This window comes from Oscillibacter hominis (assembly GCF_014334055.1).
Classification (GTDB): domain Bacteria; phylum Bacillota; class Clostridia; order Oscillospirales; family Oscillospiraceae; genus Oscillibacter; species Oscillibacter hominis.
In genome coordinates, this window is sequence record NZ_CP060490.1 from 1,413,292 (window position 1) to 1,435,802 (window position 22,511).

General features: G+C 59.2%; 22 protein-coding genes and 1 pseudogene. 17 read left to right on the top strand and 6 right to left on the bottom strand.

The window, feature by feature from the left end; translation table 11 throughout:
• The first annotated feature begins 17 nt into the window (after positions 1-17).
• From H8790_RS07105 to H8790_RS07130, 7 genes are all read left to right on the top strand, one after another.
• The gene (locus H8790_RS07105; protein ID WP_187331865.1) at positions 18-989 is read left to right on the top strand and encodes a hypothetical protein; all 972 of its coding nucleotides are present in this window, start codon (positions 18-20) and stop codon (positions 987-989) included.
• A 224-nt stretch (positions 990-1,213) separates the two neighbouring features.
• Entirely contained in the window at positions 1,214-1,444 is a 231-nt protein-coding gene (locus H8790_RS13890; RefSeq protein WP_256403866.1) for a PF20097 family protein, read from the top strand.
• 497 nt (positions 1,445-1,941) lie between these two features.
• Positions 1,942-2,967 carry a phenylalanine--tRNA ligase subunit alpha gene (gene pheS / locus H8790_RS07110; RefSeq protein ID WP_187331866.1) on the top strand — a complete coding sequence of 342 codons (1,026 nt, stop codon included), beginning with the start codon at positions 1,942-1,944 and terminating at the stop codon, positions 2,965-2,967.
• Positions 2,968-2,980: 13 nt separating this feature from the next.
• Positions 2,981-5,677 carry a phenylalanine--tRNA ligase subunit beta gene (gene pheT / locus H8790_RS07115; protein WP_187331867.1) on the top strand — a complete coding sequence of 899 codons (2,697 nt, stop codon included), beginning with the start codon at positions 2,981-2,983 and terminating at the stop codon, positions 5,675-5,677.
• A 116-nt stretch (positions 5,678-5,793) separates the two neighbouring features.
• Positions 5,794-6,039 (top strand): IreB family regulatory phosphoprotein, encoded by a 246-nt coding sequence (locus H8790_RS07120; protein ID WP_187331868.1) that lies wholly within the window; start codon positions 5,794-5,796, stop codon positions 6,037-6,039.
• 210 nt (positions 6,040-6,249) lie between these two features.
• Positions 6,250-6,552, top strand: coding sequence for a hypothetical protein (locus tag H8790_RS07125; RefSeq protein WP_187331869.1), 303 nt, complete (start codon positions 6,250-6,252; stop codon positions 6,550-6,552).
• A 46-nt stretch (positions 6,553-6,598) separates the two neighbouring features.
• Positions 6,599-7,495 (top strand): C40 family peptidase, encoded by an 897-nt coding sequence (locus tag H8790_RS07130; protein WP_187331870.1) that lies wholly within the window; start codon positions 6,599-6,601, stop codon positions 7,493-7,495.
• A 64-nt stretch (positions 7,496-7,559) separates the two neighbouring features.
• Here H8790_RS07130 and folD read toward each other — a convergent pair whose 3' ends face one another.
• Genes folD through yfmF form a run of 4 tightly spaced genes read right to left on the bottom strand, consistent with a single transcriptional unit; the run spans position 7,560 to position 11,910 of the window.
• Positions 7,560-8,402 carry a bifunctional methylenetetrahydrofolate dehydrogenase/methenyltetrahydrofolate cyclohydrolase FolD gene (gene folD / locus H8790_RS07135; RefSeq protein WP_187331871.1) on the bottom strand — a complete coding sequence of 281 codons (843 nt, stop codon included), beginning with the start codon at positions 8,400-8,402 and terminating at the stop codon, positions 7,560-7,562.
• Positions 8,386-9,366: a prolipoprotein diacylglyceryl transferase gene (lgt, locus tag H8790_RS07140; RefSeq protein ID WP_187331872.1), complete on the bottom strand. Its 981-nt coding sequence runs from the start codon at positions 9,364-9,366 to the stop codon at positions 8,386-8,388. Before lgt ends, folD begins: the two co-directional genes overlap by 17 nt.
• 13 nt (positions 9,367-9,379) lie before the next feature.
• Entirely contained in the window at positions 9,380-10,651 is a 1,272-nt protein-coding gene (gene yfmH, locus H8790_RS07145; RefSeq protein WP_187331873.1) for an EF-P 5-aminopentanol modification-associated protein YfmH, read from the bottom strand.
• On the bottom strand, positions 10,648-11,910 hold the full coding sequence (yfmF, locus tag H8790_RS07150; RefSeq protein ID WP_187331874.1) for an EF-P 5-aminopentanol modification-associated protein YfmF: 1,263 nt from the start codon (positions 11,908-11,910) through the stop codon (positions 10,648-10,650). The genes yfmH and yfmF overlap by 4 nt, the downstream gene beginning before the upstream one ends.
• Positions 11,911-12,199: 289 nt before the next feature.
• Here yfmF and H8790_RS07155 point away from each other — a divergent pair, with 289 nt between their 5' ends.
• Positions 12,200-12,532, top strand: a complete 333-nt coding sequence (locus tag H8790_RS07155) for a PadR family transcriptional regulator (protein ID WP_187331875.1) — start codon at positions 12,200-12,202, stop codon at positions 12,530-12,532.
• Positions 12,522-13,931 carry a DUF2812 domain-containing protein gene (locus tag H8790_RS07160; protein ID WP_187331876.1) on the top strand — a complete coding sequence of 470 codons (1,410 nt, stop codon included), beginning with the start codon at positions 12,522-12,524 and terminating at the stop codon, positions 13,929-13,931. The genes H8790_RS07155 and H8790_RS07160 overlap by 11 nt, the downstream gene beginning before the upstream one ends.
• A gap of 47 nt (positions 13,932-13,978) precedes the next feature.
• On the opposite strand, the gene H8790_RS07165 is transcribed toward H8790_RS07160, so the two are convergent.
• Both H8790_RS07165 and H8790_RS07170 read right to left on the bottom strand, forming a co-directional pair.
• Positions 13,979-14,935: a dipeptidase gene (locus tag H8790_RS07165; protein WP_187331877.1), complete on the bottom strand. Its 957-nt coding sequence runs from the start codon at positions 14,933-14,935 to the stop codon at positions 13,979-13,981.
• 112 nt (positions 14,936-15,047) lie between these two features.
• Positions 15,048-16,745, bottom strand: coding sequence for a glycosyl hydrolase family 18 protein (locus H8790_RS07170; protein WP_187331878.1), 1,698 nt, complete (start codon positions 16,743-16,745; stop codon positions 15,048-15,050).
• Positions 16,746-17,017: 272 nt separating this feature from the next.
• Between H8790_RS07170 and ylxM the strand changes: the two genes are divergently transcribed.
• The 8 genes and pseudogenes from ylxM (at position 17,018) to trmD (ending at position 22,505) form a co-directional block, all read left to right on the top strand.
• Positions 17,018-17,383 carry a YlxM family DNA-binding protein gene (ylxM, locus tag H8790_RS07175; protein WP_187331879.1) on the top strand — a complete coding sequence of 122 codons (366 nt, stop codon included), beginning with the start codon at positions 17,018-17,020 and terminating at the stop codon, positions 17,381-17,383.
• Positions 17,384-17,385: 2 nt separating this feature from the next.
• A complete protein-coding gene (gene ffh, locus H8790_RS07180) occupies positions 17,386-18,741 on the top strand; it encodes a signal recognition particle protein (RefSeq protein WP_187331880.1) in 1,356 nt (451 codons plus the stop codon).
• A gap of 68 nt (positions 18,742-18,809) precedes the next feature.
• Positions 18,810-19,049, top strand: coding sequence for a 30S ribosomal protein S16 (rpsP, locus tag H8790_RS07185; protein ID WP_187331881.1), 240 nt, complete (start codon positions 18,810-18,812; stop codon positions 19,047-19,049).
• A gap of 15 nt (positions 19,050-19,064) precedes the next feature.
• Positions 19,065-19,298 (top strand): KH domain-containing protein, encoded by a 234-nt coding sequence (locus tag H8790_RS07190; RefSeq protein WP_187331882.1) that lies wholly within the window; start codon positions 19,065-19,067, stop codon positions 19,296-19,298.
• Between the two features lie 232 nt (positions 19,299-19,530).
• The gene (locus tag H8790_RS07195) at positions 19,531-20,142 is read left to right on the top strand and encodes a TVP38/TMEM64 family protein (protein WP_187331883.1); all 612 of its coding nucleotides are present in this window, start codon (positions 19,531-19,533) and stop codon (positions 20,140-20,142) included.
• A 96-nt stretch (positions 20,143-20,238) separates the two neighbouring features.
• Positions 20,239-20,979, top strand: a pseudogene (locus tag H8790_RS13895) (glycosyltransferase); the annotation flags it as partial.
• Between the two features lie 322 nt (positions 20,980-21,301).
• Entirely contained in the window at positions 21,302-21,733 is a 432-nt protein-coding gene (rimM, locus tag H8790_RS07205) for a ribosome maturation factor RimM (RefSeq protein ID WP_243208449.1), read from the top strand.
• Positions 21,723-22,505: a tRNA (guanosine(37)-N1)-methyltransferase TrmD gene (gene trmD / locus H8790_RS07210; protein WP_187331885.1), complete on the top strand. Its 783-nt coding sequence runs from the start codon at positions 21,723-21,725 to the stop codon at positions 22,503-22,505. The genes rimM and trmD overlap by 11 nt, the downstream gene beginning before the upstream one ends.
• The last annotated feature ends 6 nt before the right edge of the window (positions 22,506-22,511 follow it).

Below are 22,511 nucleotides of genomic sequence, written 5' to 3' on the forward strand. Positions count from 1 at the left end.
GAAATGGGGTGTTTCTCATGACACGCAAAAGCGGACTTCCTCTGCTCCTGTCCCTTCTTTTCTTGTCCGCTTGCGGGCCCTCTGTCCAGGGCGGCGCTTGCTCCGGGGAACAGCAGCCTACCACGGCAGCGGAGGTGCTTGCCGCCTATGACGATGCCTGTGAGGCATACGACTGGTTCAACCTGGCCACCCTGCCCTGCACCGGCGATGCTGTGGCGGAGGCCGGACGGGAATACCGGATGGTGGATCAGCCGGGGTTTTCCACCCTGAACGATCTGAGCTCCCATTTAAAATTGCTTTTTTCCGACGACCTGACGGAGCAGCTGCTCTCTGAGGGCACCTATCGGGAGATCGACGGGAAGCTCTACTGTGCCGAGGGCGGCAGAGGGGCCAATCTCTACCTTCTGGATAAGCGGGCGGAAGCCGCCCACATGGAGGATGGTACATGGAATGTGACAGTGACCTTTTATGCCTGGGATGACTTCAACCCGCCCCAGCTCACCGCAGGGCTGTCCCAGCGGGTGCTCACCTATGGGTATGAAGATGGGCGATGGTGCTTTTTGGACTTCTGCCCCTCTGATGATCTGGATTTGGAGGCAGACACCGTATTCACCTTCTCCTATGACACAGAGACTTTCCACTCAACAGAGTTTGCAGACTATACCAACCTACAGCTGTGCTGCTATCTTCTGAAGGCCGACGGTGCCTACTCGGAGGAGCCGGGTGACCTTTTGTTCCAGCGGTTTTTAGACGCACCGGAGGAGATGATGGCCACGCTGGCCCAGTTGTGCTCTGCCTGGCAAACCCGGGTGGCTCCCATCATCGGCTATAACGGGGTCTATCGACTCACTCCTTCAGAGCAGATATCCTTTGAGGAGCTGATGGACTCTTACAGCCCCAAAACGGAGGAGGAGCAGGCGGTTCTCGGCCTCATCTCCGCCGCCTATGATCAGGCCGCCATCGCAAGCGCCGCCAGCAATGCCGCCTGACGGTTCTCCGCGCACCAGAATCTGTTTGCCGCAAAGGTTTTCAAAAGGCACACTGCGCATTCTGGCAGTGTGCCTTTTTATTTGGCTGTCCTCAATAAGTGTGCTGAACAGAGATTTTCAGATGGCCAGATATGCCCCCATTGTGTCAAGAAGAATAGAGTTAAGTTTGGTAGATATGCTGAAAGACAAGCCGCAACTTCCTTTTGATTTGGAGGTAATTTCCAATGAGATGTCCGTATTGTAATGAAGAAATGCAAAAGGGGTTTATACCCAACGGAGGTCAACCTGTTCAATGGATTCCAGATGGGGGAAAGCCCTCTTTACTATCCTTTTCAATTGCAGAAAAAGGAGTCCTTCTTATTAGTAAGTTCAGCCCATTAAAAGTAAATGGATACAGAGCAGAGGCTCATTATTGTTCAAAATGCAAGGTTGTTATTGCACCCACTAAGGAGTAATTGATTATAAAAATTGCTCTTGTTTTTCGGCATCAACATTCATGGCTAACACAGCCTTTTATTTTTGCTCTCTCCCTCTGGCAGCTGGCGCCGGGGGCGGCCGCATGCCTGGTGGATGCGCAATCGCGGAGCGTATGGAATTTTCTCCTTGCATTTCCCCCTTTTTTGTGCTATAAGTGATATTTGATATCAGCTATGAACGGGAAAATAGCGGGATATGCGTCCTTCAGAGAGGGCCGGTCACCCGGCTGCGAGCCGGCCTGGGACGTGCTGCTTGGTTCGCCCGGGAGCTGCCGTGGAGACACGGCCGGAGCGCCCTCCGTTATCCGGGCAGCAAGTGCGCGCAGTCATCCTGCGTGAATTTGGGTGGTACCGCGGAAGATGGCCTTTCGTCCCAATTTGATGGGACGAGGGGCTTTTATTTTTGTCCCCGCAACCCAAGCATCTCATCATCAGTTTTCCGCAGCCCACTGCGGAGCGTTAAGAGGAGTGTCAACATGAAGCAGCAATTGGAGCAGATCCGAACCCACGCGCTATCGTCCATCGCCGGCACCCGTGCCGCAGCCGACCTGGAAGCGCTGCGTGTTCAATACCTGGGCAAAAAAGGCGAACTGACCGCTGTCTTGAAACAGATGGGCAAGCTGGCCGCCGAAGAGCGGCCCATCATCGGCCAATTGGCCAACGACGTCCGCGCCGCCGTGGAGGCCGCCATCGAGCAGCAGTCTGCTCTGCTGGAGCGTCAGGCTCTGGCCGACCGGCTGGAGCAGGAGACGGTGGACGTCACCATCCCCGGCACCCGCCAGGAGGTGGGCCACGCCCATCCCATGTATCAGGTGCTGGACGAAATCAAGGACATCTTCATCGGCATGGGCTTCCAGATCCTGGACGGCCCTGAGGTGGAGCAGTCCGACTACAACTTCACCAGGCTCAACACGCCGGACGACCACCCCGCCCGGGAGTGGTCCGACACCTTCTATTTTGACAACGGCTCCAAGGCCCTTCTGCGGACCCAGACCTCCCCCATGCAGATCCGGGCCATGGAGACGGTGCCCCTGCCCATCCGGGTCATTGTCCCCGGCCGGGTGTACCGCAAGGATGAGGTGGACGCCACCCACTCCCCCATGTTCCATCAGATCGAGGGCCTGGTGGTGGACAAGGGCATCACCATGGCGGATTTGAAGGGCACGCTGAACACAGTGATCCGCGCCATCTACGGCGAGAACACCGTCACCCGCTTCCGCCCCCATCACTTCCCCTTCACCGAGCCCTCCTGTGAGATGGACATGCAGTGCCACAAATGCGGCGGCAAGGGCTGCCCCACCTGCAAGGGCGAGGGCTGGATCGAGGTGCTGGGCGCAGGCATGGTCCACCCCAAGGTGCTCTCGGGCTGCAATGTGGACCCGGACGTCTACTCCGGCTTTGCTTTTGGCATGGGCCTGGAGCGGTTGGCCATGGGCCGGTTCAAGATCAGCGACCTGCGGCTGATCTTTGAAAACGACATGCGGTTTTTGAAGCAGTTTTAAGGAGGAGAGAGAAATGAAGTTATCCAGAGAATGGCTCAATGAATTCGTCGACGTCCGGGACATCGGCGAACGGGAGTTCGCCGAGGCGATGACTCTCTCCGGTTCCAAGGTGGAGGTCACGGAGGACTTAGGCGCGGAGATTCAAAATGTGGTGGCAGGCCGGATCGTCCGGATGGAGCACCATCCCGACTCCGACCATATGTGGGTCTGCCAGATTGACGTGGGCGAGGCCGAGCCGGTCCAGATCGTCACCGGCGCCTGGAACATCCACGAGGGCGACCTTGTGCCTGTGGCCAGGCACAAGGCTCTGCTGCCCGGCGGCGTCAAGATCGAAAAGGGCAAGCTCCGGGGCGTTTTGTCCTGCGGCATGCTGTGCTCTTTGAAAGAGCTGGGGCTCACCGCGGCCCACGACTTCCCCTATGCGGTGATCCAGGCCGCCGCGCTTTTGAACGACTATCATCCCCTGGACAGGGAAAAGCCCTCCATCCCCGCAGACGTCCAGCCCGGCCACAGGATTTTCGGCAAAGTGGTGGCGGCAAAGGTGCTCTCCGCCACGGCCGACGGCGACAGCTACCATTATCTCTGCAAGCTGGAGACCGGAAGCGGCGAGGCGGAGGTCCCCACCGCCTGCCAGAACATCCATTCGGGCGACCTAGTGGCCTACGACACGGCCAAGGGCCTCATCTGTACCCTTGCCGACCTCCACGCCCAGCAGGAGGAGTTCCCCCACTGCATCGAAGACGGCATCTGGGTGCTTCAGGAGGATGTGAAGCCCGGCGACGACATCCGAGGCGTCATGGGCGCGGACGACCAGGTGGTGGAATTTGAGATCACCCCCAACCGCCCCGACTGCCTCTCCGTCATCGGCCTGGCCCGGGAGGCCTCCGCCACCTTTGGCCGTGAGCTTCATCTCCATACCCCGGAAATCCGCGGCTGCGGCGGCAGCATCGCGGACCTGGTGGACATTGAAATCGAGGACGGCGACCTCTGCCCCCGCTACACCGCCCGGATGGTGAAAAACGTCAAGATCGCCCCTTCCCCCAAGTGGATGCGCCAGCGGCTGCGCAACAGCGGCGTGCGCCCCATCAACAACATCGTGGACATCACCAATTACGTGATGCTGGAATACGGCCAGCCCATGCACGCCTTTGATTTCTCCTGTGTGGAGGGCGGCAAAATCGTCGTCCGCACCGCCCGGGAGGGCGAGACCATCCAGACGCTGGACGGCAACGAGCGCAAGCTGACCACCTCCATGCTGTGCATCTGTGACGAGCACCGGCCCGTCTGCGTGGCGGGCGTGATGGGCGGCGCCAACTCTGAAATTGTGGGCGACACCGCTCAGGTGCTCTTTGAATCCGCCAACTTCAACGGTGCTTCCGTCCGCCGCACCGCCACCGCCCTGGGGATGCGCACCGATGCATCGGCCCGCTATGAAAAGGGGCTGGATCCCATGAACACCATGAAAGCCGTGCAGCGCGCCTGTGAGCTGGTGGAGCTCTTAGGTGCCGGCGAGGTAGTAGACGGCGTCATGGACGTGATCGCCAGGGACTCCAATCCTGTCACCGTCCGTCTGGAGCCGGGGAAGGTCAACGCCCTGCTGGGCACCGACGTGAGCGAGGAGGAGATGCGCCGCATCCTGCTGAGCCTCGGCTTTGAGCTGGAGGGCGACCTCATCCGCGTGCCCTCCTGGCGCAGCGATGTGGAGCATTACTCCGACATCGCCGAGGAAGTGGCCCGGTTCTACGGCTACAACAAGATTCCCACCACGCTGATGCGGGGTGCCACCCTCCGGGGCGGCTACAGCCCCGTCCAGCATCTGGAGCGCTCGGTGGGAGCACTTTGCCGCACCCTGGGCTACAGCGAGATCATCACCTACTCCTTCATCAGCCCCGCCTACTACGATAAGATCAACCTCCCCGCCGACTCCCCCCTGCGCAATTCCATGCGGATTCTCAATCCCTTAGGCGAGGACACCTCCATCATGCGCACCACCACCCTGCCCTCCATGCTGGAGATCCTGGCCCGGAACTACAGCTTCCGCAACAAGTCCGCGTGGCTCTACGAGCTTGGCCGGGTCTACTTTGCCAAAAACGACGGCAGCGGCATGGCCGACGAGCCCAAAGTGCTTTCCCTGGGTGCCTATGGGGAGGGCTGCGACTTCTTCCATCTCAAAGGCGCTGTGGAGGCCATCCTCAGCGGTCTGCGCATCAGCGGAGCGGTTTACACCGCCGTCCGGGACAATCCCTCCTACCATCCCGGGCGGTGCGCCCAGGTCAGCGTGGATGGGGAAGTCATCGGCGTTTTCGGCCAGATCCACCCCAATGTGGCCGCAAACTACGGCATGGACACGGAGGTCTATGCCGCTGAACTGAGCTTCAATGCCCTCTATGCCCATAAAGGCGCCGACCCCATTTATACGCCGCTGCCCAAGTACCCCTCCGTCACCCGGGATATCGCAGTGGTATGCCGCAGGGAGATCACCGTCGGCCAGTTGGAGGACTGCATCCGCCGGGGCGCCAAGGGTCTTTTAAAGGATGTGGCCCTGTTCGACATCTACACCGGCAAGGGCGTCGCCGAGGGCTTTAAGAGTGTGGCCTTCAACCTGCAGCTGCGCTCCGATCAGCGGAACCTGACCGCCCAGGAGGCGGACGAGGATGTGCAGAGCATCCTGGATCTGCTCAAGGCAGAGCTGGGCGCTGTTTTGCGCTAAGCGGCCAGGAGACGAAGTTTTTGCTTTTCCCCTTTACAGAATTGGGAAAAACGAGTATACTAAGGACAAGATTTTTGGCCTATCTGCACAGCCAACAGAGAAAAGGTGGTGTCTGTATGGACGACTTTACCCGCAAATTCAACCTGGTGGAGGAACGTGACGCGCAAATCCACGAGATTCTCTCCACTGTTTATCAGGCGTTGGAGGAAAAGGGATACAACCCGATCAACCAGATCGTCGGCTATATCCTGTCCGAGGACCCCACCTATATCACCAACCACAACCACGCGCGCACGCTGATCCGTAAAATTGACCGGGATGAGCTGCTGCAGGTCTTGGTCCGCAAATACCTGGGGCAATAACAAATTCAATGAGAGTAATCCCGCAGTGTTTTGGGAAAGGTTACAAAGGTACCTTTTCCAGGCACTGCGGGGTTTTTTCTTTTTCGTCAAATTCCCACATCTTCCCCCTTTGATTCCGTGAAAATGACGGTAAAAAACAGGCAACAGGTAATTGACAAATCGGAAAAAATCTGTTACAATTTGGTTACAATTTTGAAGCGAGGTGTAACAATGGCAGAAAGCAAAACCGCCAAGCAAGAAGGTCTCATGTACAAAGGGCATCCGCTCCGCCGGGTCGACAATCTGATTTACTATGGCTCCATGGCCGATAAATATATCATCATGATGCAGGTGCTGGAAAGCAAAAAGGAGCAGGATCTGGATATGGCCACAAAGGTCTCCGTCCAGCTGCAGCTGACCGATCCCGATTTGAAATCCCGCGACCGGGTTGTCAAAAAGAGCGAAAAAGACAGCCTCTACTCTGCAATGGATGTTGCAGCCATCTGGCTGGAGCGTGCATTGAGCGGCAAGTAACTTCACTCCCATTCTATACAAATGTCGAAAGGAAGCGTAAGAGAAGATGAGACGTTTCGCAGGAAAGGCCACCAAAGTTTTGATTGTTTCCGCCGTTATGACGGCATGTTTGGCAGTATCCGCTCTGGCCGCCGACATTGGAATCGGCGTCGGCGCCACCACGGGTTCTTCCCTGCGGCTCCGCTCGGAACCCAACACTTCCTCCGCCACCGTCACCTATCTGGACAAGGGCGTGGCGGTTTCCATCCTGGAAAAGCTGGACGGCTGGTACAAGGTCAGCTTTGAAGGCAGCACCGGCTATGTGTCCGCCGACTACCTGGTTGAGGATCAGGACGGCGTGTTCACCTCCTACGGCCGGGTCAACAGCGACGGCGTAAACGTCCGCGCGGCGGCTTCCACCGACAGCGGCGTGGCCGCCACCCTCTCCAAGGACACCTATCTCACCGTAAACGGCTTCACCGACGGCTGGTACAGCGTCACCTGCAAGTACGGCACCACCGGCTATGTCCGCAGCGACTTTGTGGATCTGACCACCGACTCTTCCTCCGGCAGCGAGATGGGCAAAAATGTGGTGGCCACCGCCAAGCAGTACTTAGGCACCCGCTATGTCTACGGCGGCGCCTCCCCCAGCGGCTTCGACTGCTCCGGCTTCACCATGTATGTCTACCAGCAGTATGGCTATTCCCTGCCCCACACCGCGACCGGCCAGTGGCAGTCCTCCTCCGGCACCAAGGTGTCCCGCAGCGAGATCCAGCCCGGCGACTTGGTGTTCTTCTGTGACCCCAGTCGCTCCAACGGCAAGGCCTGCTCCCACGCCGGCATCTACATCGGCGACGGCCAGTTCATCCACTCCTCCTCCTCCAGAAGCGGCGGAGTCATCATCAGCAGCCTCTACGACGACTACTACAATACCTACTATGTCGGCGCAAAGCGCTTGGGCTGATCTGAACGGAATACATACGCAAAAAGCTCCTCCCGATTATGGGAGGAGCTTTTATCATGAACTTTTACTTGGCCTGATGACGCTGGGCTGCGGTGAGGATGTTGCGCAGCAGGATCACCCGGGTCATAGGGCCCACGCCGCCGGGTACCGGCGTGATATAGGACGCCTTGGCGGAGACCTCGGCAAAGTTCACATCGCCGCAGAACTTCCCCTCTTCGTTCCGGTTCATGGCCACGTCGATGACCACCACTCCCTCTTTGACCATATCGCCGGTGATGAGATTCCGCTGTCCGGCAGCCGACACCAGGATATCCGCCTGGCGGGTGATCTCAGAGAGGTTTTTGGTCTTGGTATGGCAGGTGGTGACGGTGCCGTCATTTTGGATCAGCAGCTGGGCCATGGGCTTGCCCACAATGTTGCTGCGGCCCACCACCACGCACCGCTTGCCGGCCACGGAAATGCCATAGGCGCGGAACATCTCCATAATTCCCGCCGGGGTGCAGGGCAGAAAGTAGGGATCGCCTGTCATCATGCGCCCCACGTTGGCTGGGTGGAAAGCGTCCACGTCCTTATCCTGGGCAATGGCCTCGATGACCCGCTGTTCGCTGATCTGCCGGGGCAGGGGCAGCTGAACCAGGATGCCGTCGATCTCCCCACATTGGTTGAGTTCAGCGATCAGCTCCAGCAGTGCCTCCTCCCGGGTCTGCTCCGGCAGCAGGTACTCCCGGCTGAGAAAGCCGCACTGGGCGCAGTCCTTCTCCTTGTTGTTCACATAGACCCGGGAGGCGGGATCGTCCCCCACCAGGATCACAGCCAGCCCCGGCTTTCGGGGCAGTTTTTTCGCCTCTTCCATCAGCCGCTCTTTCTCCTTTGCGGCCAGCGCCTTTCCGTCAATGTAAACCGCCATCGGAATCCTCCTCTCCGGAGGCGTGGGACTCCTTCTCCGGTTCCGCCGCGTCTGCCGCAGGCTCCATGACGGCCTCTGCCTTTTGGGCCGCCACCCGGTTCACCATCAGCTCCTGCGGATCATGGGGATGCAGCTTGATATGATAGAACAGCAACAGTGCCGCCAGAATGGCCACCACCAGGGACAGCGCCTGGGACACCCGGATGGGCTCGCCGAAGAGCGTCCAGTCAAAGAGATAGAGGCTGTCGGTCCGCAGCCCCTCGATCCACAGCCGGCCCAAGCCGTACCAGAGGAAGTAGAAGCAGGTATTTTCTCCGTCAAATCTCCGGGCCTTTGTCACCACGAAAAAGATCAGGAGCAGTCCGACCACGTTCCACAGGCTCTCATAGAAAAAAGTGGGATGCACTTCAATATACTGCGCGGCGCTGGTCCATAGGCGCATCCGCCAGGGCAGCGTTGTCTCGGCGCCAAAGGCCTCCCGGTTCATAAAATTGCCCCAGCGGCCGATGGCCTGCCCGATCAGCAGCCCCATAACGCAAAGGTCTGTCATGGCCCACAGCTTGATTTTCTTATGCCGGCAGTAGAAAAATGCCGTCAAAAACGCGGCGATCACCGTGCCGTATATGGCCAGCCCACCGTCCCAAATAGCCACGATCTTTCCCCAGTTGGGGCTTCCATCGGCATTTTGAAACAGCGACCAGTAAAAAATCACGTAGTAGAGGCGGGCGCCTAAGATTCCAGCTGGCGTACCCCAGAGCACCAGATCCAGCACATTGTCCTCCGTGATTCCAAAGCGTTTGGACTGCTTCATGCAGAACCACAGCGCCACCATCAGTCCCAGTGCGATCAGAAACCCATACCAGTACACCCCGTGGCCAATGTTCAGCATTTTGGGACTGGCGGTAAATTCCCAGTCCCCGAACAGTCCCGGAAAGCTGATGGGCATATCCTTTAATGCGGTCAATTTGCGTTCCTCCTTAGTCCTTCGGCAGGATCATCGACAGCGCCCGGCGGCTCTCCACAATGTTCTCCCGCAGGAAACGAATGATGTCCTCCCGGTCCACGGTGTCAAAGACCTCGGGAAACCGGCAGGCGTCGTATCCTTTAAAATACCCTTCCGACAACAGCATGGCGATGTTCTCAAAGGAGTTCAGGGACCGGATCATGGAGCCGAAGGTGGACTTGCGGATCTGCTGGAAGTAGGTCTCGTCGATCCCCTCCCGAACCAGCCGCCCGGCCTCCTCCGTGATACTCTCCGCCACAGCCCTGGGGTCTCTGCTGTCCCCTCCGGCGTAGAGATAGGCCACGCCGGGCAGCATCTCAAAAGCGCCGCCAAAGGTGCCGTTGATCAGCCCCTTGTCATAGAGCCTTGCATAGAGCGGGCTGGAGTCCCCCAACAGCACATCGCAGGCGATTTCGCCCACAATGCTCTCCCGGAGCTCCTCCCCTTTCCCCGGCGGCGTACAGCGATACCCGCTGAGGAACATGGGCATGGAGACCTCCATCCGCATCTCGGTCTCCTTTTGGCTGACTGCGTCCGGCTCCTGTCCGCCGTAATCCCGCTCAATGGGAGCCGCAGCTCCCCGGCCGGGCAGCTCCTGGTAAACAAGGTCCATGATGCGCTGGGGGTCCACGTTGCCCACCACGCACAGCACCATGTTGGAGGGCGTGTAAAAGGCCTTGTGGCAATCATAGAGCGTCTCGGCGGTGATGTGGGAAATGCTCTCCACCGTGCCTGCCACGCTGACCCGCGCCGTGCTCTTTTCATAGAGACACTGCATCATCCGGGTGTAGACCTGCCATTCCGGGTTGTCCTCGATCATGCGGATCTCCTGGCCGATGATCCCCTGCTCCTTGGCCACGCTGGCCTTGGTGAAATAGGGCACGGTCACAAAGGAGAGCAGGATTTTCAAATTCTCCTCAAAGTGCTCGGTGGAGTCAAAATAATAGGCCGTGATGGCGTTGGAAGTAAAGGCGTTCGGCTCCGCCCCGTTCTTCGCCAATTCCTGGAGGGCATTCCCCTCCTTGGTGTCGAACATCTTGTGCTCCAGGTAGTGGGCAATACCCGCCGGGGTGTCCAGCCACTGCCCGTCCCTTAAAAACCGGAGGTCCATGCCGCCGTAGCGGGTGGCGAAAAAGGCGTAGCTCTTGGCGTGGTGCTCCTTGGGCACCACATAGAGCTTCAGCCCGTTGGGCAGCGTCGTCTCGTAAACGGATTCCCCAATGCGGTCGTAGTTGGTTTTGTTCACGCCGTTTGCTCCTTTCCCTTCAGGAAATACACCGTGTCCAGACGGATTTGGGCGGCAGCGGCCAGGATCCGCTCCAGCGTCACGCCGTCAAGCTCCGCGATCATGTCCTCCGGCGTCTCGCTCTGACCGGTGGCGGCCTGTCCCAGATAGAAGTCCTCCAGCCGGCCCTGGGAGTCCTCCATGGTGCGGAAGGCGTTGGTCATGGTGCTTCTGGCCCCTTCCAGTTCCCAATCCTCCAGCCGCCCCTGCTGCACCGCCTTCAGCTGGGCCATGATCTCGTCATAGGCCTTTTGATAGTTTTTCGTCTCAATTCCGGAGGACACAGTGACCAGGTTCTTCTTCCTGTGATACTGAGAGGTTGCAAAGTAGCACAGCGACAGTTTCTCCCGCACGTTGAGAAAGAGCTTGGAGTTGCTGGTGCCGCCAAAGAGGGCGTTGGCCAGCAGCATGGCGGGCGTATCGTCGCTGCCGCAGCGAAAGCCCATGGAGAGCTTCCCCTGGGTCACATCCATCTCCTCCGCCACGTAGCGGGGCTCCTCCGGGGCGGGCCGGGTGGTGGTCACCGCCGGCTCCCCCACCTCTTCCCGGGGCAGTGTGGAAAATGCCTCCTCCAGTGCAAGACGCACCCGCTCCAGCGAGGCGCTGCCGATATAAAAGAGCTCCAGGCGGCTGGAGGCGATCAATCTGCGGTAGCTTTCGTTCAGCTTTGCCGGGGTGATGCGCTCCACGTCCTTTTCCTCGCCAAAGCGGCTGACACCGTAAGGCTCCTCCCCGCACATCTCCTGCAGCAGCCTGCGGTCTGCATAGTCCCGCTTATCGTTGACAATGCCCCGGATGGCGTCAATCAGGTTGGCCTTCTCCCCCTCCACATAGGCGCCAAGGAAGCGGCCATTTTTTGTGGCCGGGGACAGGATCATCTCTCCGATCAGCTCCGCCACCGGCTCCAGCAGCTTCTCCCCGCCCGGGGTGTAGGCGTCGTCGATGAAGCTGGAGACAAAGCCCACACACTGGTTTTCACCCTTTTTGCGCACCGTGTATTCCACCCGGGCGCCATAGAGCAGGTCCAGTGCCGCGGAAAGGCTCTGCATGTCCGGGTAACGGGCCGTGCCCCGGCGCAGCACCGCCGGGATCAGCGCATGGGCGGATGCCGTCTCGGCCCGCAGCGGCGTCACAAACTGGGCGGAGAGAAAGCTGGTCTTGAATTTATCGGATGGCAGGTATGTGAAGTACACGCCCTGTCCAAGCTCCATTCTTCTCATAATGTTCAGCTCCTGTTCTGTGAGATCGTCATACAGATGATAGTATACCACTTATTGCACCAATTCCGCAAGAGGCTGGCAAACGATCCGGTTTTGTACTGCTTCCGTCAAAATATGACGCCCAGTTGAAAAATTCGACCGCAGACGCTGAATCAAAACAAACCACATCCAGCAGACAGTCCTTCCCTCCCATGCGCAATCTGCCTGTTGACAATATCGATATTCGATGTTATTCTGTGTTCAGTTATATTAGCGATATTCGATAATTCTTTTGACGGGAGGCAGCAAGGTGGCACGGGAACAGTTTGAAACACTGACGGAGCAGATGTTTTACATCCTGCTCTGTTTGCAGTCGGAGTGTTACGGCACAGATATGATGGAGCGGATCCGCTCCATGACCGGCGGCCGGGTCTCCGTGGGGCCGGGCACGCTCTACAACCTGCTGGACCGCTTCCTTTCCGCCGGCATGATCCGGGAAACCAAGGTGGAGGGGCGAAAGCGCAGCTACCTCATCACCGGCGCGGGCCTTGAGGCATTGGAGCAGGAGTACCGGCGCTTAGGGATGCTGCGGGCGGATTACCGCACCTATGGGAGAAAGGAGCTGGATGGTCATGCGGAGTAAGAAGCGCAGAGTGGAGTCCTTCCTCTTTTATCAGTACACGGACATTGAGCGTCACCTGACCAGGATGGCGGAGCGGGGCTGGCAGCTGGAGGCCATCACCTCTTTCGGGTGGCGGTACCGCCGGGCGGAGCCAAAGCGCCTTACCTATTCCGTCACCTATTTTGCCGACGCCTCGGAGTTTGACCCCGAACCCACAGAAGACCAGCAGGTCTATCTGGACTACTGCGCCCAGGCCGGATGGCGCTTTGTGGCCCAGTGGGCCCAAATGCAAATCTTCTGCTCAGAAGAGGAGCACCCAGTGCCCATCGAAACGGATGAACAGGAGAAGTTCCGGGCCATCTGCCGCTCCATGAAAAAGAATTACCTGCCCGGCAACCTCCTGCTCCTTGGCTGCTGCCTGCTCCAGATGTTTACCCAGAGCCAGCTCTTTTTCGACAACCCCATCATGAGCCTGGCCACCAGTACCACGCTCACCAATTTCGCCGTCTGGCTCCTTTTGGCCATTCATCTGGGCGGTTCACTTTTCCTCTACTGGCGCTGGAAGCGGCGTACCGCCGCAGCTGTGGCCCAGGGCGGCCCCTGCACGGCCAGCACCAGCAAATGGCCCCAGTGGAGCGGACGTGTGGCCGTTATTTTGCTGGTGCTCTCCCAGGCCCAGTACTTTTTCCTGCAAAACAACGGCCGGACCGGTTGGGTCTATCTGATCTACGGGCTCTTTTTCATGCTGGCGATCCTGCTTCCTGTCCTTGGGGTGAAGCAGCTGTGCAAAAAGCTGAAGGCTGACCGGATCACCAACGTCGTTTTCACCACATTAGCCGCCATAGTGGTCAGCATTTTGGCCACGATGGTCCTGACCAAGGTGGTTTTCTGGTCCATTGACCATGGCGTCCTGGAAGAGTCCCAGCCGGAGACTGTGACCGTCACCACGGACCGTGGGCAGACCTACATGGTGGACGTCTACCACGACGACCTTCCCCTGACAATAGAGGACCTGCAGGACGAGGGATTTGACCAGTACTCCTATGCCCGGGACCATCAGGAGAGCATTTTCCTCCGCCGGGAGGCAGGTCTCCAGACACCTTATCTCTATCCGGGCGACGCACCGGAGCTCTACTACGCCCGGCTGACGCCGAAGCTGCCGCTGGTCTACCGCTTCTGCCGCTGGGAGCTGACCCGGCCCTTTGCGTCTATTGGAGTGGACTATGAGATGACCCCCATTGACCCAGCGCCCTGGCGGGCGGAGGCCGCCTACCAAAAGCGGGCCCTCAACCCATACCACGACGACCTCTTTGAGGGGTACTATGTGCTCTGCTATGAGAACATGCTCCTGTCGCTGCGCACCGATCTCCCGCTGACAGAGGAGCAGATCGCCGTCATCGTGGACCGGCTGGTCCAGTAACAAAAAAGCGCTCCGGAATCGTCCGGAGCGCTTTTTGATGTCATTGTTCAGCCCACAGTCCGCTCCAAAAGAGCCTGGAAATTTCCCCGTGCAATCTTCTCCTGTTCCCTGCCGCTCATGCCCATTTTCGTGAATTCTTCAAACAGGTTGGGAATCCGGGATGCATTTTCAAACCCGGAGGTGTAGACGCCCTGGCTCAGCAGCGGAGAGCCGGGTTCGTCGATGAACTCGCAGAAGTCAAAGCCGCAGCCCACGTGGTCAATGCCCATGACGTCGATCATATGGGCCGCATGGCGGGCCAGCTGCTGCACGGACTGCCCCTCCCGCTCAGGGGCGATGAAGGCGCGGCAGGAGTTGAGGCCGACCACACCGCCCAGATCCCGGATGGCACGGAGCTGGTCGTCCGTCAGGTTGCGGGGCACATCGCACAGTGCCTTGGCATTGGAGTGGGAGGCGCAGATGGGCGCCGTGGCCGTGTCCACCACGTCCCAAAAGGATTTCTCGTTGAGATGGGACACGTCCATCAGCATCTTCTTCTCCTGGATGCGGCGCACCGCCCGGCGGCCGGCCTCTGTCAGGCCCCGGTCCGCATTTCCGCGGGCGCCGGTGGCCAGGGCATTTTCCTCATTCCAGGTCAGCATGGCCGTGCGGACGCCAAAGTCATAGTATTCATCGATCCGCTCCACCTGGTCGCCGATGGCGGCCATGCCCTCCACGCCCAGCCAGATGTAAACTGCTCCATCCCGGACAGCCTGGCGCATCTCCTCACAGGTGTGCACCGCCCGCACTGCATCGCACTGGGCCAGTTCCTCCTTCACCTGCGCCATGATCTGCGCGGTATCCTCCGCCGGATTGCCCGGTTCGGCCCAGATCACGAAGACCGAGCCCTCCACGCCGCCCTGGCGCAGCCGATCCAGGTGTTCCCGCCGAAGGACGTCCTGCTCCCCCCGCATCCGCCGCCGGGTCACGTCCGTCCAGATATCGGAATGGAAATCAAAAATCATATCTGTCTCCCCTCAACTATGTTCAAATGATGTACTTCAGTATAGCATCTTCACCGGGAAATGCAACTATTGGGTGAAGCGCCCCAGAGATGGGAGACAGCATTTTACGCCTTTAGGGCCGGTCGTTTCCAGTCCACGGGCTTTCGCAAAAACGCATCAGGATCACCGCTGCTTCAGCACGGGTAATGGCGCCGCGGGGCATAAGCCGCGTGTCCTTCAGGCCATGGATCAGTCCGCTGCTGACCGCCCACCCCATGGCTGGTCCTGCATAGCTTCCGATTTCGTTGGAATCGGTGTATCCGGAAAGACTGGCTCTTCCGCTCACATCATAGCCCTTATACTGGGCGTAGCGGTACAGCATGACAGCCAGTTGCTCCCGGGTGAGCGTATGGCCCGGGCCGAAGCGGCCGTCACCGTAGCCGCCCACAATCCCCTTGGAGGCGGCCCAGGAAACCGCGTCGCCGCAATAGGACTGCTGCACCACATCGGAAAACACCGTTGCGCCCGCAGACGGGCTCCCCTCCAGCCGGTGCAGGATGACGGCGGCCATGCCGCGGTTCACCGGCCGCCCCGGGGAAAAGACCCCGGCGGAGGTGCCGGCCATCAGGCCCTTCCCCCGGACGTACTCCACGGCCTCATAGTACCAGTCGCCCGGGGCCACATCGGTAAATGCCCCGCCCATCAAGGCGGCGCGGGCGCTCTGGATCAACACCGCATCCCTGTCCTGAGAGAGCTCCCAGAACCCGATCCCTCCCAGTCCCTGGGCTCTGGCCAACTCCGACTTTGCCGCCATGGACCGCGGGTCCTCATAGGAGAGGAAGGCCCCCTCCCCATAGAGATACGGTACCTCCGCCTCCCCGTGGTAAAGCTTTCGGTACTTGGTCTGGTTGAGGTAGTTCCGCTCCAATACATCGTAAGGAATGGAGGCGGCGGAGGAAAACGTGCTGTAGAGCCCATTGTTCCGGCTGTCCACTCCGTCATAGCGGTAGCCGTAGAGCGGCATGCCCAGCACCAGCTTCTCCGGGTCCACTCCCCGGTTTAAATACAGCTGAACACTGTCAAAGACGCTGCTCTTATACTGCGGCGAACGCTCCGTCGGCGTATAAAGCGGGGCGTTCAGATCCGCGTAAGCATCCCAGGGGCCATGGATGTCATAGGCCATCAGGAAAATGTGGTCCACCGTCCGGGCAACGGCTTCCACCTCAATTTTATTGAGATACTCAGAACCAGCGCCGCCCGCGATGGTCAAATAGTAGGGCCTGCCATCCTGCCTGCTCTGCCGGTCCAGTTTGCTGCGGACGGCCTGAAGCAGCAGGGTGAAGTTCTGCTTGTCCTGAGAGCGGTGCACCATGCCGGACGGGCCGCCGGACACCGGGTACTCCCAGTCCAGGTCCACGCCGTCCAGGCCATGCTCCAGGAGAAAGTCCAGGCAGCTCTGGGCAAACTGCTCCCGCCGCTGGGCGGTGGCGGCCGCATCGGAGAAATAGAGGGAGTCGTCCCAGCCTCCCACAGAAATCAGAAGCTTCAGGTGGGGATGCTTGTCCCGCAGTGCCCGCAGGAGCTTCAAATTGTTCCGGTCCTGTTCCGGGTCTTGAAGAAGTAAGGTGCTGTCTTTCGGGTCAATGGCGGCAAAGGCATAGTTGATGTGGGTCAGCAGTTCCCCGGGGAGCTGGTCCGGGGTGATCCCCTGATAGGAGGCCCAGCTTGCATAGTAGCCTACCACAGCCTTGTCTTCAGGCGGATATGTAATCGCCGCCGACGCCGGAAGGGCAAGCAGAACCAGCGCAAAGGAGAGCCCTGCCAGCAGCAAAATTCCTCTTTTTAGAACAGAACTCACATTCATTTCCCCTTTTTACAAAATACGATACAACCATTGTATGGCAGGGTTCCCGGAGAAGGCAACGCACGAATTTTGGAAAAGCTGTTCCATTCTGGAAACGCTTTGTGCCGTTCTACCAGATGTGGGGAAGAAATCTGAAGGCAATACAAAAAATTGCGTTTTTTCCCTTGACTTTTGCGAAAAATTCCTGTAAACTATTCGATGTTGTAAAGCTATATAACTTTACAGAAGGAGTGTTTGCCGTGAAAAACCAGACATACCGGATGACCATGCTGTTCGATTTTTACGGAGAGCTCCTGACCGACCGGCAGAAGGAGTTTTTTGATCTCTACTACAACGAGGACCTGTCCCTCTCCGAGATTGCTGAAAATGCCGGGATCTCACGCCAGGGCGTCCGGGATGTGATCGTCCGGGCGGAGGCGTATATGACGGAAATCGAGGACAAGACCGGATTGATCCGGCGCTTTTTGCAGATGCGCCAGCATCTGGAGTCCATTGAGTCCGCCGCCTCTGAGATCAGAACCATCAACTACCGGCAGTACGAAGATCCCCGCCTGCAGGAGCTGAGCGAGCAGATCTCCGTCGCTGCCGCCGCGCTGAAGGAGTAACTATGGCGTTTGAAGGTCTGAGTGAAAAGCTAAACGCTACATTTAAGCGGCTGCGCGGCAAGGGCCGCCTGACGGAAAACGACGTCAAGGAGGCCATGCGCGAGGTGCGTCTTGCGCTTTTGGAAGCCGACGTCAGCTTCAAGGTAGTCAAGGAGTTTGTCTCCCACGTCACCGAGCGGGCAACCGGCGCCGACGTGTTAGACAGCCTGACCCCCGCCCAGCAGGTCATCAAAATCGTCAACGAAGAGCTGACCGCCCTCATGGGCAGCACCAACTCCAGGATTTCCATGGCCAACAACGGACCCACCGTGGTGATGATGGTGGGCCTCCAGGGCGCCGGAAAGACCACAAACGGCGCAAAGCTGGCCGGGCTGATGCGCCGGCAGTTCGGCAAGCGGCCCCTGCTGGCGGCCTGCGACGTATACCGCCCCGCCGCCATCGAGCAGCTGAAGGTCGTGGGCGGCCAGCTGGACATCCCGGTCTTTGAATTGGGACAGGGCGATCCGGTGCATATCGCCGAGGAAGCCATCCGCCACGCCCGGGACCATGGCAACGACATGGTACTGCTGGATACCGCGGGACGGCTCCACGTGGATACGGAGCTGATGGACGAGCTCAAGCGGATGAAAGCCGCCGTCCATCCCAATGAAATCCTTCTGGTGGTGGACGCCATGACCGGCCAGGACGCGGTCAACGCCGCCTCCGCCTTTGATGAGGCGCTGGGGATCGACGGCGTGGTGTTGACCAAGTTGGACGGTGATGCCCGCGGCGGCGCCGCCCTCTCCATCCGGGCCACCACCGGCAAGCCCATAAAATTCGTGGGCACGGGCGAAAAATTAGATATGATCGAACTGTTCCACCCCGACCGCATGGCCTCCCGCATCCTTGGGATGGGGGACATGCTGTCCTTCATTGAGAAGGCGGAGCAGAATTACGACGAAAAACAGGCGAAAAAGTTAGAGGAAAAGCTTCGGAAAAACCGCTTTACGCTCCAGGACTACTATGACCAGCTGCTGCAGCTGCGGGGCATGGGCGATTTGAGCCAGTTAGCCGGCATGATGCCTGGCGCCATGGGCAAGCAGCTTCAGGGCGCCACCATTGATGAAAAGGCTCTCTCCCGTACGGAGGCCATTATCCTTTCCATGACACCCCTCGAGCGGGAGAATCCCCAGATCTTGGGCGCCAGCCGGAAAAAGCGCATCGCCGCCGGCTGTGGGCTCCAGGTGGTGGATGTGAACCGGCTGCTCAAGCAGTTCGACATGATGCAGCAGCTGACCCGCCAGCTCTCCCACGGCCGGATGGGCGGCGGCATGGGCGGCAAGATGCGGGGCTTCGGCCGGAAAAAACGGTTCCGCTAACCGGTATATAAGTGCTCACGCATTTATAAATAAAACTTTTTATATCACATGTTGGAGGTGAATGACTTATGGTTAAAATCAGACTGCGCAGACTGGGCGCCAAGAAGGCCCCTTTCTACAGAGTGGTTGTGGCGGATTCCCGCGCTCCCCGCAACGGCCGCTTCATCGAGGAGATCGGCACCTACAATCCCTGTGTCTCCCCCGCTGAGATCAAGATCGACGCGGAGCGCGCCAAGGCTTGGATCAAGACCGGTGCTCAGCCCACCGATACCGTCCGGGCGCTGCTGAAGAAGGCGGATGTACTTTAATCTGGAGGGCAAATCATGAAAGACTTGCTGCTCTACATCGCCAGAAACCTCGTGGATGATCCCGACGCTGTGACTGTGACGGAAGTCCCCGGCGATCAGGAACTGACGTTGGAGCTGCGCGTCGCTCCGGAGGACATGGGCAAGGTAATCGGCCGACAGGGCCGTATTGCCAAAGAGATTCGCACGGTCGTCCGCTCCTATGCCCAGCGCACCGGCGTGAAGGTTTCCGTTGACATTGTAGATCAATAAGCGCGGACTCGTCCGCGGACCCCGGCAGGCATGCGGTTGCATGCCTGCCGGGGCTTTTTTATGGGCCACTTCATAGAAACTTCATCAATCGCACATGTAACGTTCATCTTTCTCTGTTATCTTATGGGTAGTTATGGAGCAAGTTCGACATAGTTTCACTTTTTTTGCAGATTTTGAAGAAAGCGGCTCCTTCCTTTCGTAATATGAGTAACTCTGTAAAGGAGCAACAGCCATGAACTCTTCCAACAACCCTGTTCAGTCCAATAGTACCCAGGCCGCCTTGCAGCTTCTCTCCATCGTGGGGCTCTGCCTGTGCGTGGTCCTTGCCATCTGGGGCTGGCGGGCCGGACTGCTGACCTCTCCGGACGCAATGGCCGCTTTTGTCGGCAAGGCAGGTGCGGCGGGTATTTTGCTGTTTGTCGCCTTCCAGATCGTCCAGGTGGTGCTGCCCATTTTGCCAGGCGGCCTTGGGTGTCTTGCCGGCGTACTGCTCTTCGGGGGGCTGCACGGTTTTTTCTACAACTACATCGGCATCTGCGTCGGCTCCCTGCTTGCTTTCGCCATTGCCCGCTCCTGCGGGAGGCCCCTGCTGCACCGGCTCTTCTCCCCATCCCTGATCCAACGCTACAGCAGCTGGACGGACCGGCACTTTGCCAAATGGTTCGCCCTGGCCATCTTCCTGCCGGTGGCACCGGACGACTTCCTCTGCTATCTGGCAGGCACCACGCGCATGAGCTGGACCCAGTTCACCCTCATCATCCTGTTAGGCAAGCCGGCGGCCATCGCCCTCTACAGCTTGGGCCTGGCCGCGGTTTGGACCCAGGTGATTGCGTACCTCACTTGAAAGGAAGGCACTGATATGACCATTCACCTCTACACCGGAGGCAGCCGCATTGTGGGAAAAAGCGGCGTGGGACAAGCCATCGCCCATCAGCGGGAGATGCTTCGCCTGGCCGGACTCCAGACCACATCCAGTTTCTTTTCCCCCTCCGAGGCAGTCCAGCTGAACACTGTGTTCCCCGACTCCGCGGCAATGGCGGTCCTCTCCCGGCTGATGGGGAAAAAGGTGGTCTATTACGGCCACTCCACCATGGAGGACTTCCGAAACTCCTTCAAGGGCTCCTCTTGGCTTGCGCCCCTCTTTAAGCGCTGGATCTGTTTTTGCTATGGGCTGGGGGATGTGGTCATCACTCCCACCGAGTACTCCGCCGCCATACTGAAAAGCTACGGCATCCGCCGACCCATCCACGCCATCTCCAACGGTATCGACACCCACTTCTTCGCCCCCAGTGAGCAGCTCCGCCAGTCCTTCCGCGCCCGCTGGAACATCACCTCCCGGGAAAAAGTGGTGATTTCCGTGGGCCACTACATTCAGCGCAAGGGAATCCTGGACTTTTTGGAGGTTGCACGGCGGATGCCGGACGTCCGGTTCTTCTGGTTCGGCTACACCAACCTGAACCTGATCCCCGCCCATGTGCGCCAGGCCATCGTCCAGGCTCCTCCCAACGTGACCTTCCCCGGCTTTGTGGACCGGGAGGGCCTGCGGGAGGCCTATTGCGGCGCCGACGCCTTTGCTTTCCTCAGCCACGAGGAGACCGAGGGGATCGTTGTGCTGGAGGCCCTGGCCTGCGGGACACCGATCCTGCTGCGGGACATCCCCGTCTATGAGGGCTGGCTGCAAAACGGGCAGGACGTCTATAAGGGACGGGACTTGGATCAGTTCCAGACACTGCTGGGCGGGATGTTGGACGGCTCGCTGCCATGCCTCTCCGCAGCCGGAAGGAAGGTCGCCGAACAGCGCAGCTATTCCGCCATCGGCGCCCGCCTGCGCTCCATCTATGACCCACAGCCTGCTTCTTCCCCACTTGCCAAGGGAGTCTCCTTCCGCTATAATGGAACCAATCAACGTGCATTGGAAGGAGCCGCACATGAAGTTAGAGTATATCAAAGTCGGACGGGTGGTCAACGCCCATGGGATACGGGGCGACCTGCGGGTACAGCCCATGGGACAGCCGCCGGACTTTCTCACGCAGTTCAGGACCCTCTATCTGGACGGGCAGCCGGTCCATCCGGAATCCTGCCGGGTTCACAAAAGCCTGGTCCTTTTGAAGCTGCCCGGCATTGAGGACATGGACTCCGCCCTGGCCATGAAAGGCAAGGTGCTTTCCATCCGGCGGGACGATGCCAGACTGCCCGAGGGCGTCTTTTTCGACGATGAGCTTCTTGGGCTTCAGGTGGTGGACGCCGATACAGGTGACTCCCTGGGCGAGCTGAAAGAGGTTCTCCCCTACCCCGCCCACAACCTCTACCGGGTGGTGGGGCGGCGCGAGTACCTGATCCCCGCTGTCCAGGACGTGTTCATCGTATCCACGGACCTCAATGCCAATGAGATGCGGGTGCACATGCTGGAGGGGCTGGCCACCGATGAGAATTGACATTCTGACGCTGTTCCCTGATTCCGTGGACGCCTATACCAAGGTCAGTATCTTGGGCCGGGCTCAGGAGCGGGGATACATCACCATCCGCACCCACCAGATCCGGGATTATACCACCAACAAACAGATGCAGGTGGACGACTATCCTTACGGCGGCGGACGGGGCGCGGTCATGCAGGCGGATCCCCTTTACCGCTGCTGGGCCCACGTGTGTGAAGAGCTCGGGCTGCGGCCACACACCATTTTTCTCTCCCCCTGCGGCCGCGTCTTCACCCAGCAGGTGGCCCGGGAACTGAAGGAGCGCTACGATCACCTGATCCTGGTCTGCGGCCACTATGAGGGCGTGGACCAGCGCTTCATCGACGAGTGCGTGGACGAGGAGATTTCCATGGGGGATTTCGTACTCACCGGAGGGGAGATACCGGCCATTGCGGTGGCAGACGCCGTGTGCCGCATGGTGCCCGGCGTGCTGCCCGACGAGGAGTGCTTTATGGAGGAATCCCACTGGGACCACCTCCTGGAATACCCCCAGTATTCCAGGCCCGAGGAGTGGCACGGCCGCCGTGTGCCGGAGGTGCTGCTCTCCGGCCACCACGGCAATGTGGCGGCCTGGCGCCGGAAAGAGAGCTACAAGCGCACCATGCTCCGCCGGCCGGACCTTTTCGCCCAGTTCGACGAGAGCAAACTGACCACCAAGGCCGAGCGCAAGCTGTTGCAGCAGGCCAAAGAAGAATTCCGGCAGCAGGCAACGGATTTGGAACAGGAGCAGTAAAGAGGA

Coding starts and splice junctions, on each gene's coding strand:
- H8790_RS07195 (WP_187331883.1), top strand. CDS start 19,531: ATGAACTCTTCCAACAACCCTGTTCAGTCCAATAGTACCCAGGCCGCC.
- yfmF (WP_187331874.1), bottom strand. CDS start 11,910: ATGAGAAGAATGGAGCTTGGACAGGGCGTGTACTTCACATACCTGCCA.
- H8790_RS07130 (WP_187331870.1), top strand. CDS start 6,599: ATGAGACGTTTCGCAGGAAAGGCCACCAAAGTTTTGATTGTTTCCGCC.
- pheS (WP_187331866.1), top strand. CDS start 1,942: ATGAAGCAGCAATTGGAGCAGATCCGAACCCACGCGCTATCGTCCATC.
- H8790_RS07120 (WP_187331868.1), top strand. CDS start 5,794: ATGGACGACTTTACCCGCAAATTCAACCTGGTGGAGGAACGTGACGCG.
- H8790_RS07125 (WP_187331869.1), top strand. CDS start 6,250: ATGGCAGAAAGCAAAACCGCCAAGCAAGAAGGTCTCATGTACAAAGGG.
- H8790_RS07190 (WP_187331882.1), top strand. CDS start 19,065: ATGAAAGACTTGCTGCTCTACATCGCCAGAAACCTCGTGGATGATCCC.
- ffh (WP_187331880.1), top strand. CDS start 17,386: ATGGCGTTTGAAGGTCTGAGTGAAAAGCTAAACGCTACATTTAAGCGG.
- H8790_RS07160 (WP_187331876.1), top strand. CDS start 12,522: ATGCGGAGTAAGAAGCGCAGAGTGGAGTCCTTCCTCTTTTATCAGTAC.
- rimM (WP_243208449.1), top strand. CDS start 21,302: ATGGGACAGCCGCCGGACTTTCTCACGCAGTTCAGGACCCTCTATCTG.
- H8790_RS07165 (WP_187331877.1), bottom strand. CDS start 14,935: ATGATTTTTGATTTCCATTCCGATATCTGGACGGACGTGACCCGGCGG.
- rpsP (WP_187331881.1), top strand. CDS start 18,810: ATGGTTAAAATCAGACTGCGCAGACTGGGCGCCAAGAAGGCCCCTTTC.
- trmD (WP_187331885.1), top strand. CDS start 21,723: ATGAGAATTGACATTCTGACGCTGTTCCCTGATTCCGTGGACGCCTAT.
- H8790_RS07105 (WP_187331865.1), top strand. CDS start 18: ATGACACGCAAAAGCGGACTTCCTCTGCTCCTGTCCCTTCTTTTCTTG.
- H8790_RS13890 (WP_256403866.1), top strand. CDS start 1,214: ATGAGATGTCCGTATTGTAATGAAGAAATGCAAAAGGGGTTTATACCC.
- pheT (WP_187331867.1), top strand. CDS start 2,981: ATGAAGTTATCCAGAGAATGGCTCAATGAATTCGTCGACGTCCGGGAC.
- folD (WP_187331871.1), bottom strand. CDS start 8,402: ATGGCGGTTTACATTGACGGAAAGGCGCTGGCCGCAAAGGAGAAAGAG.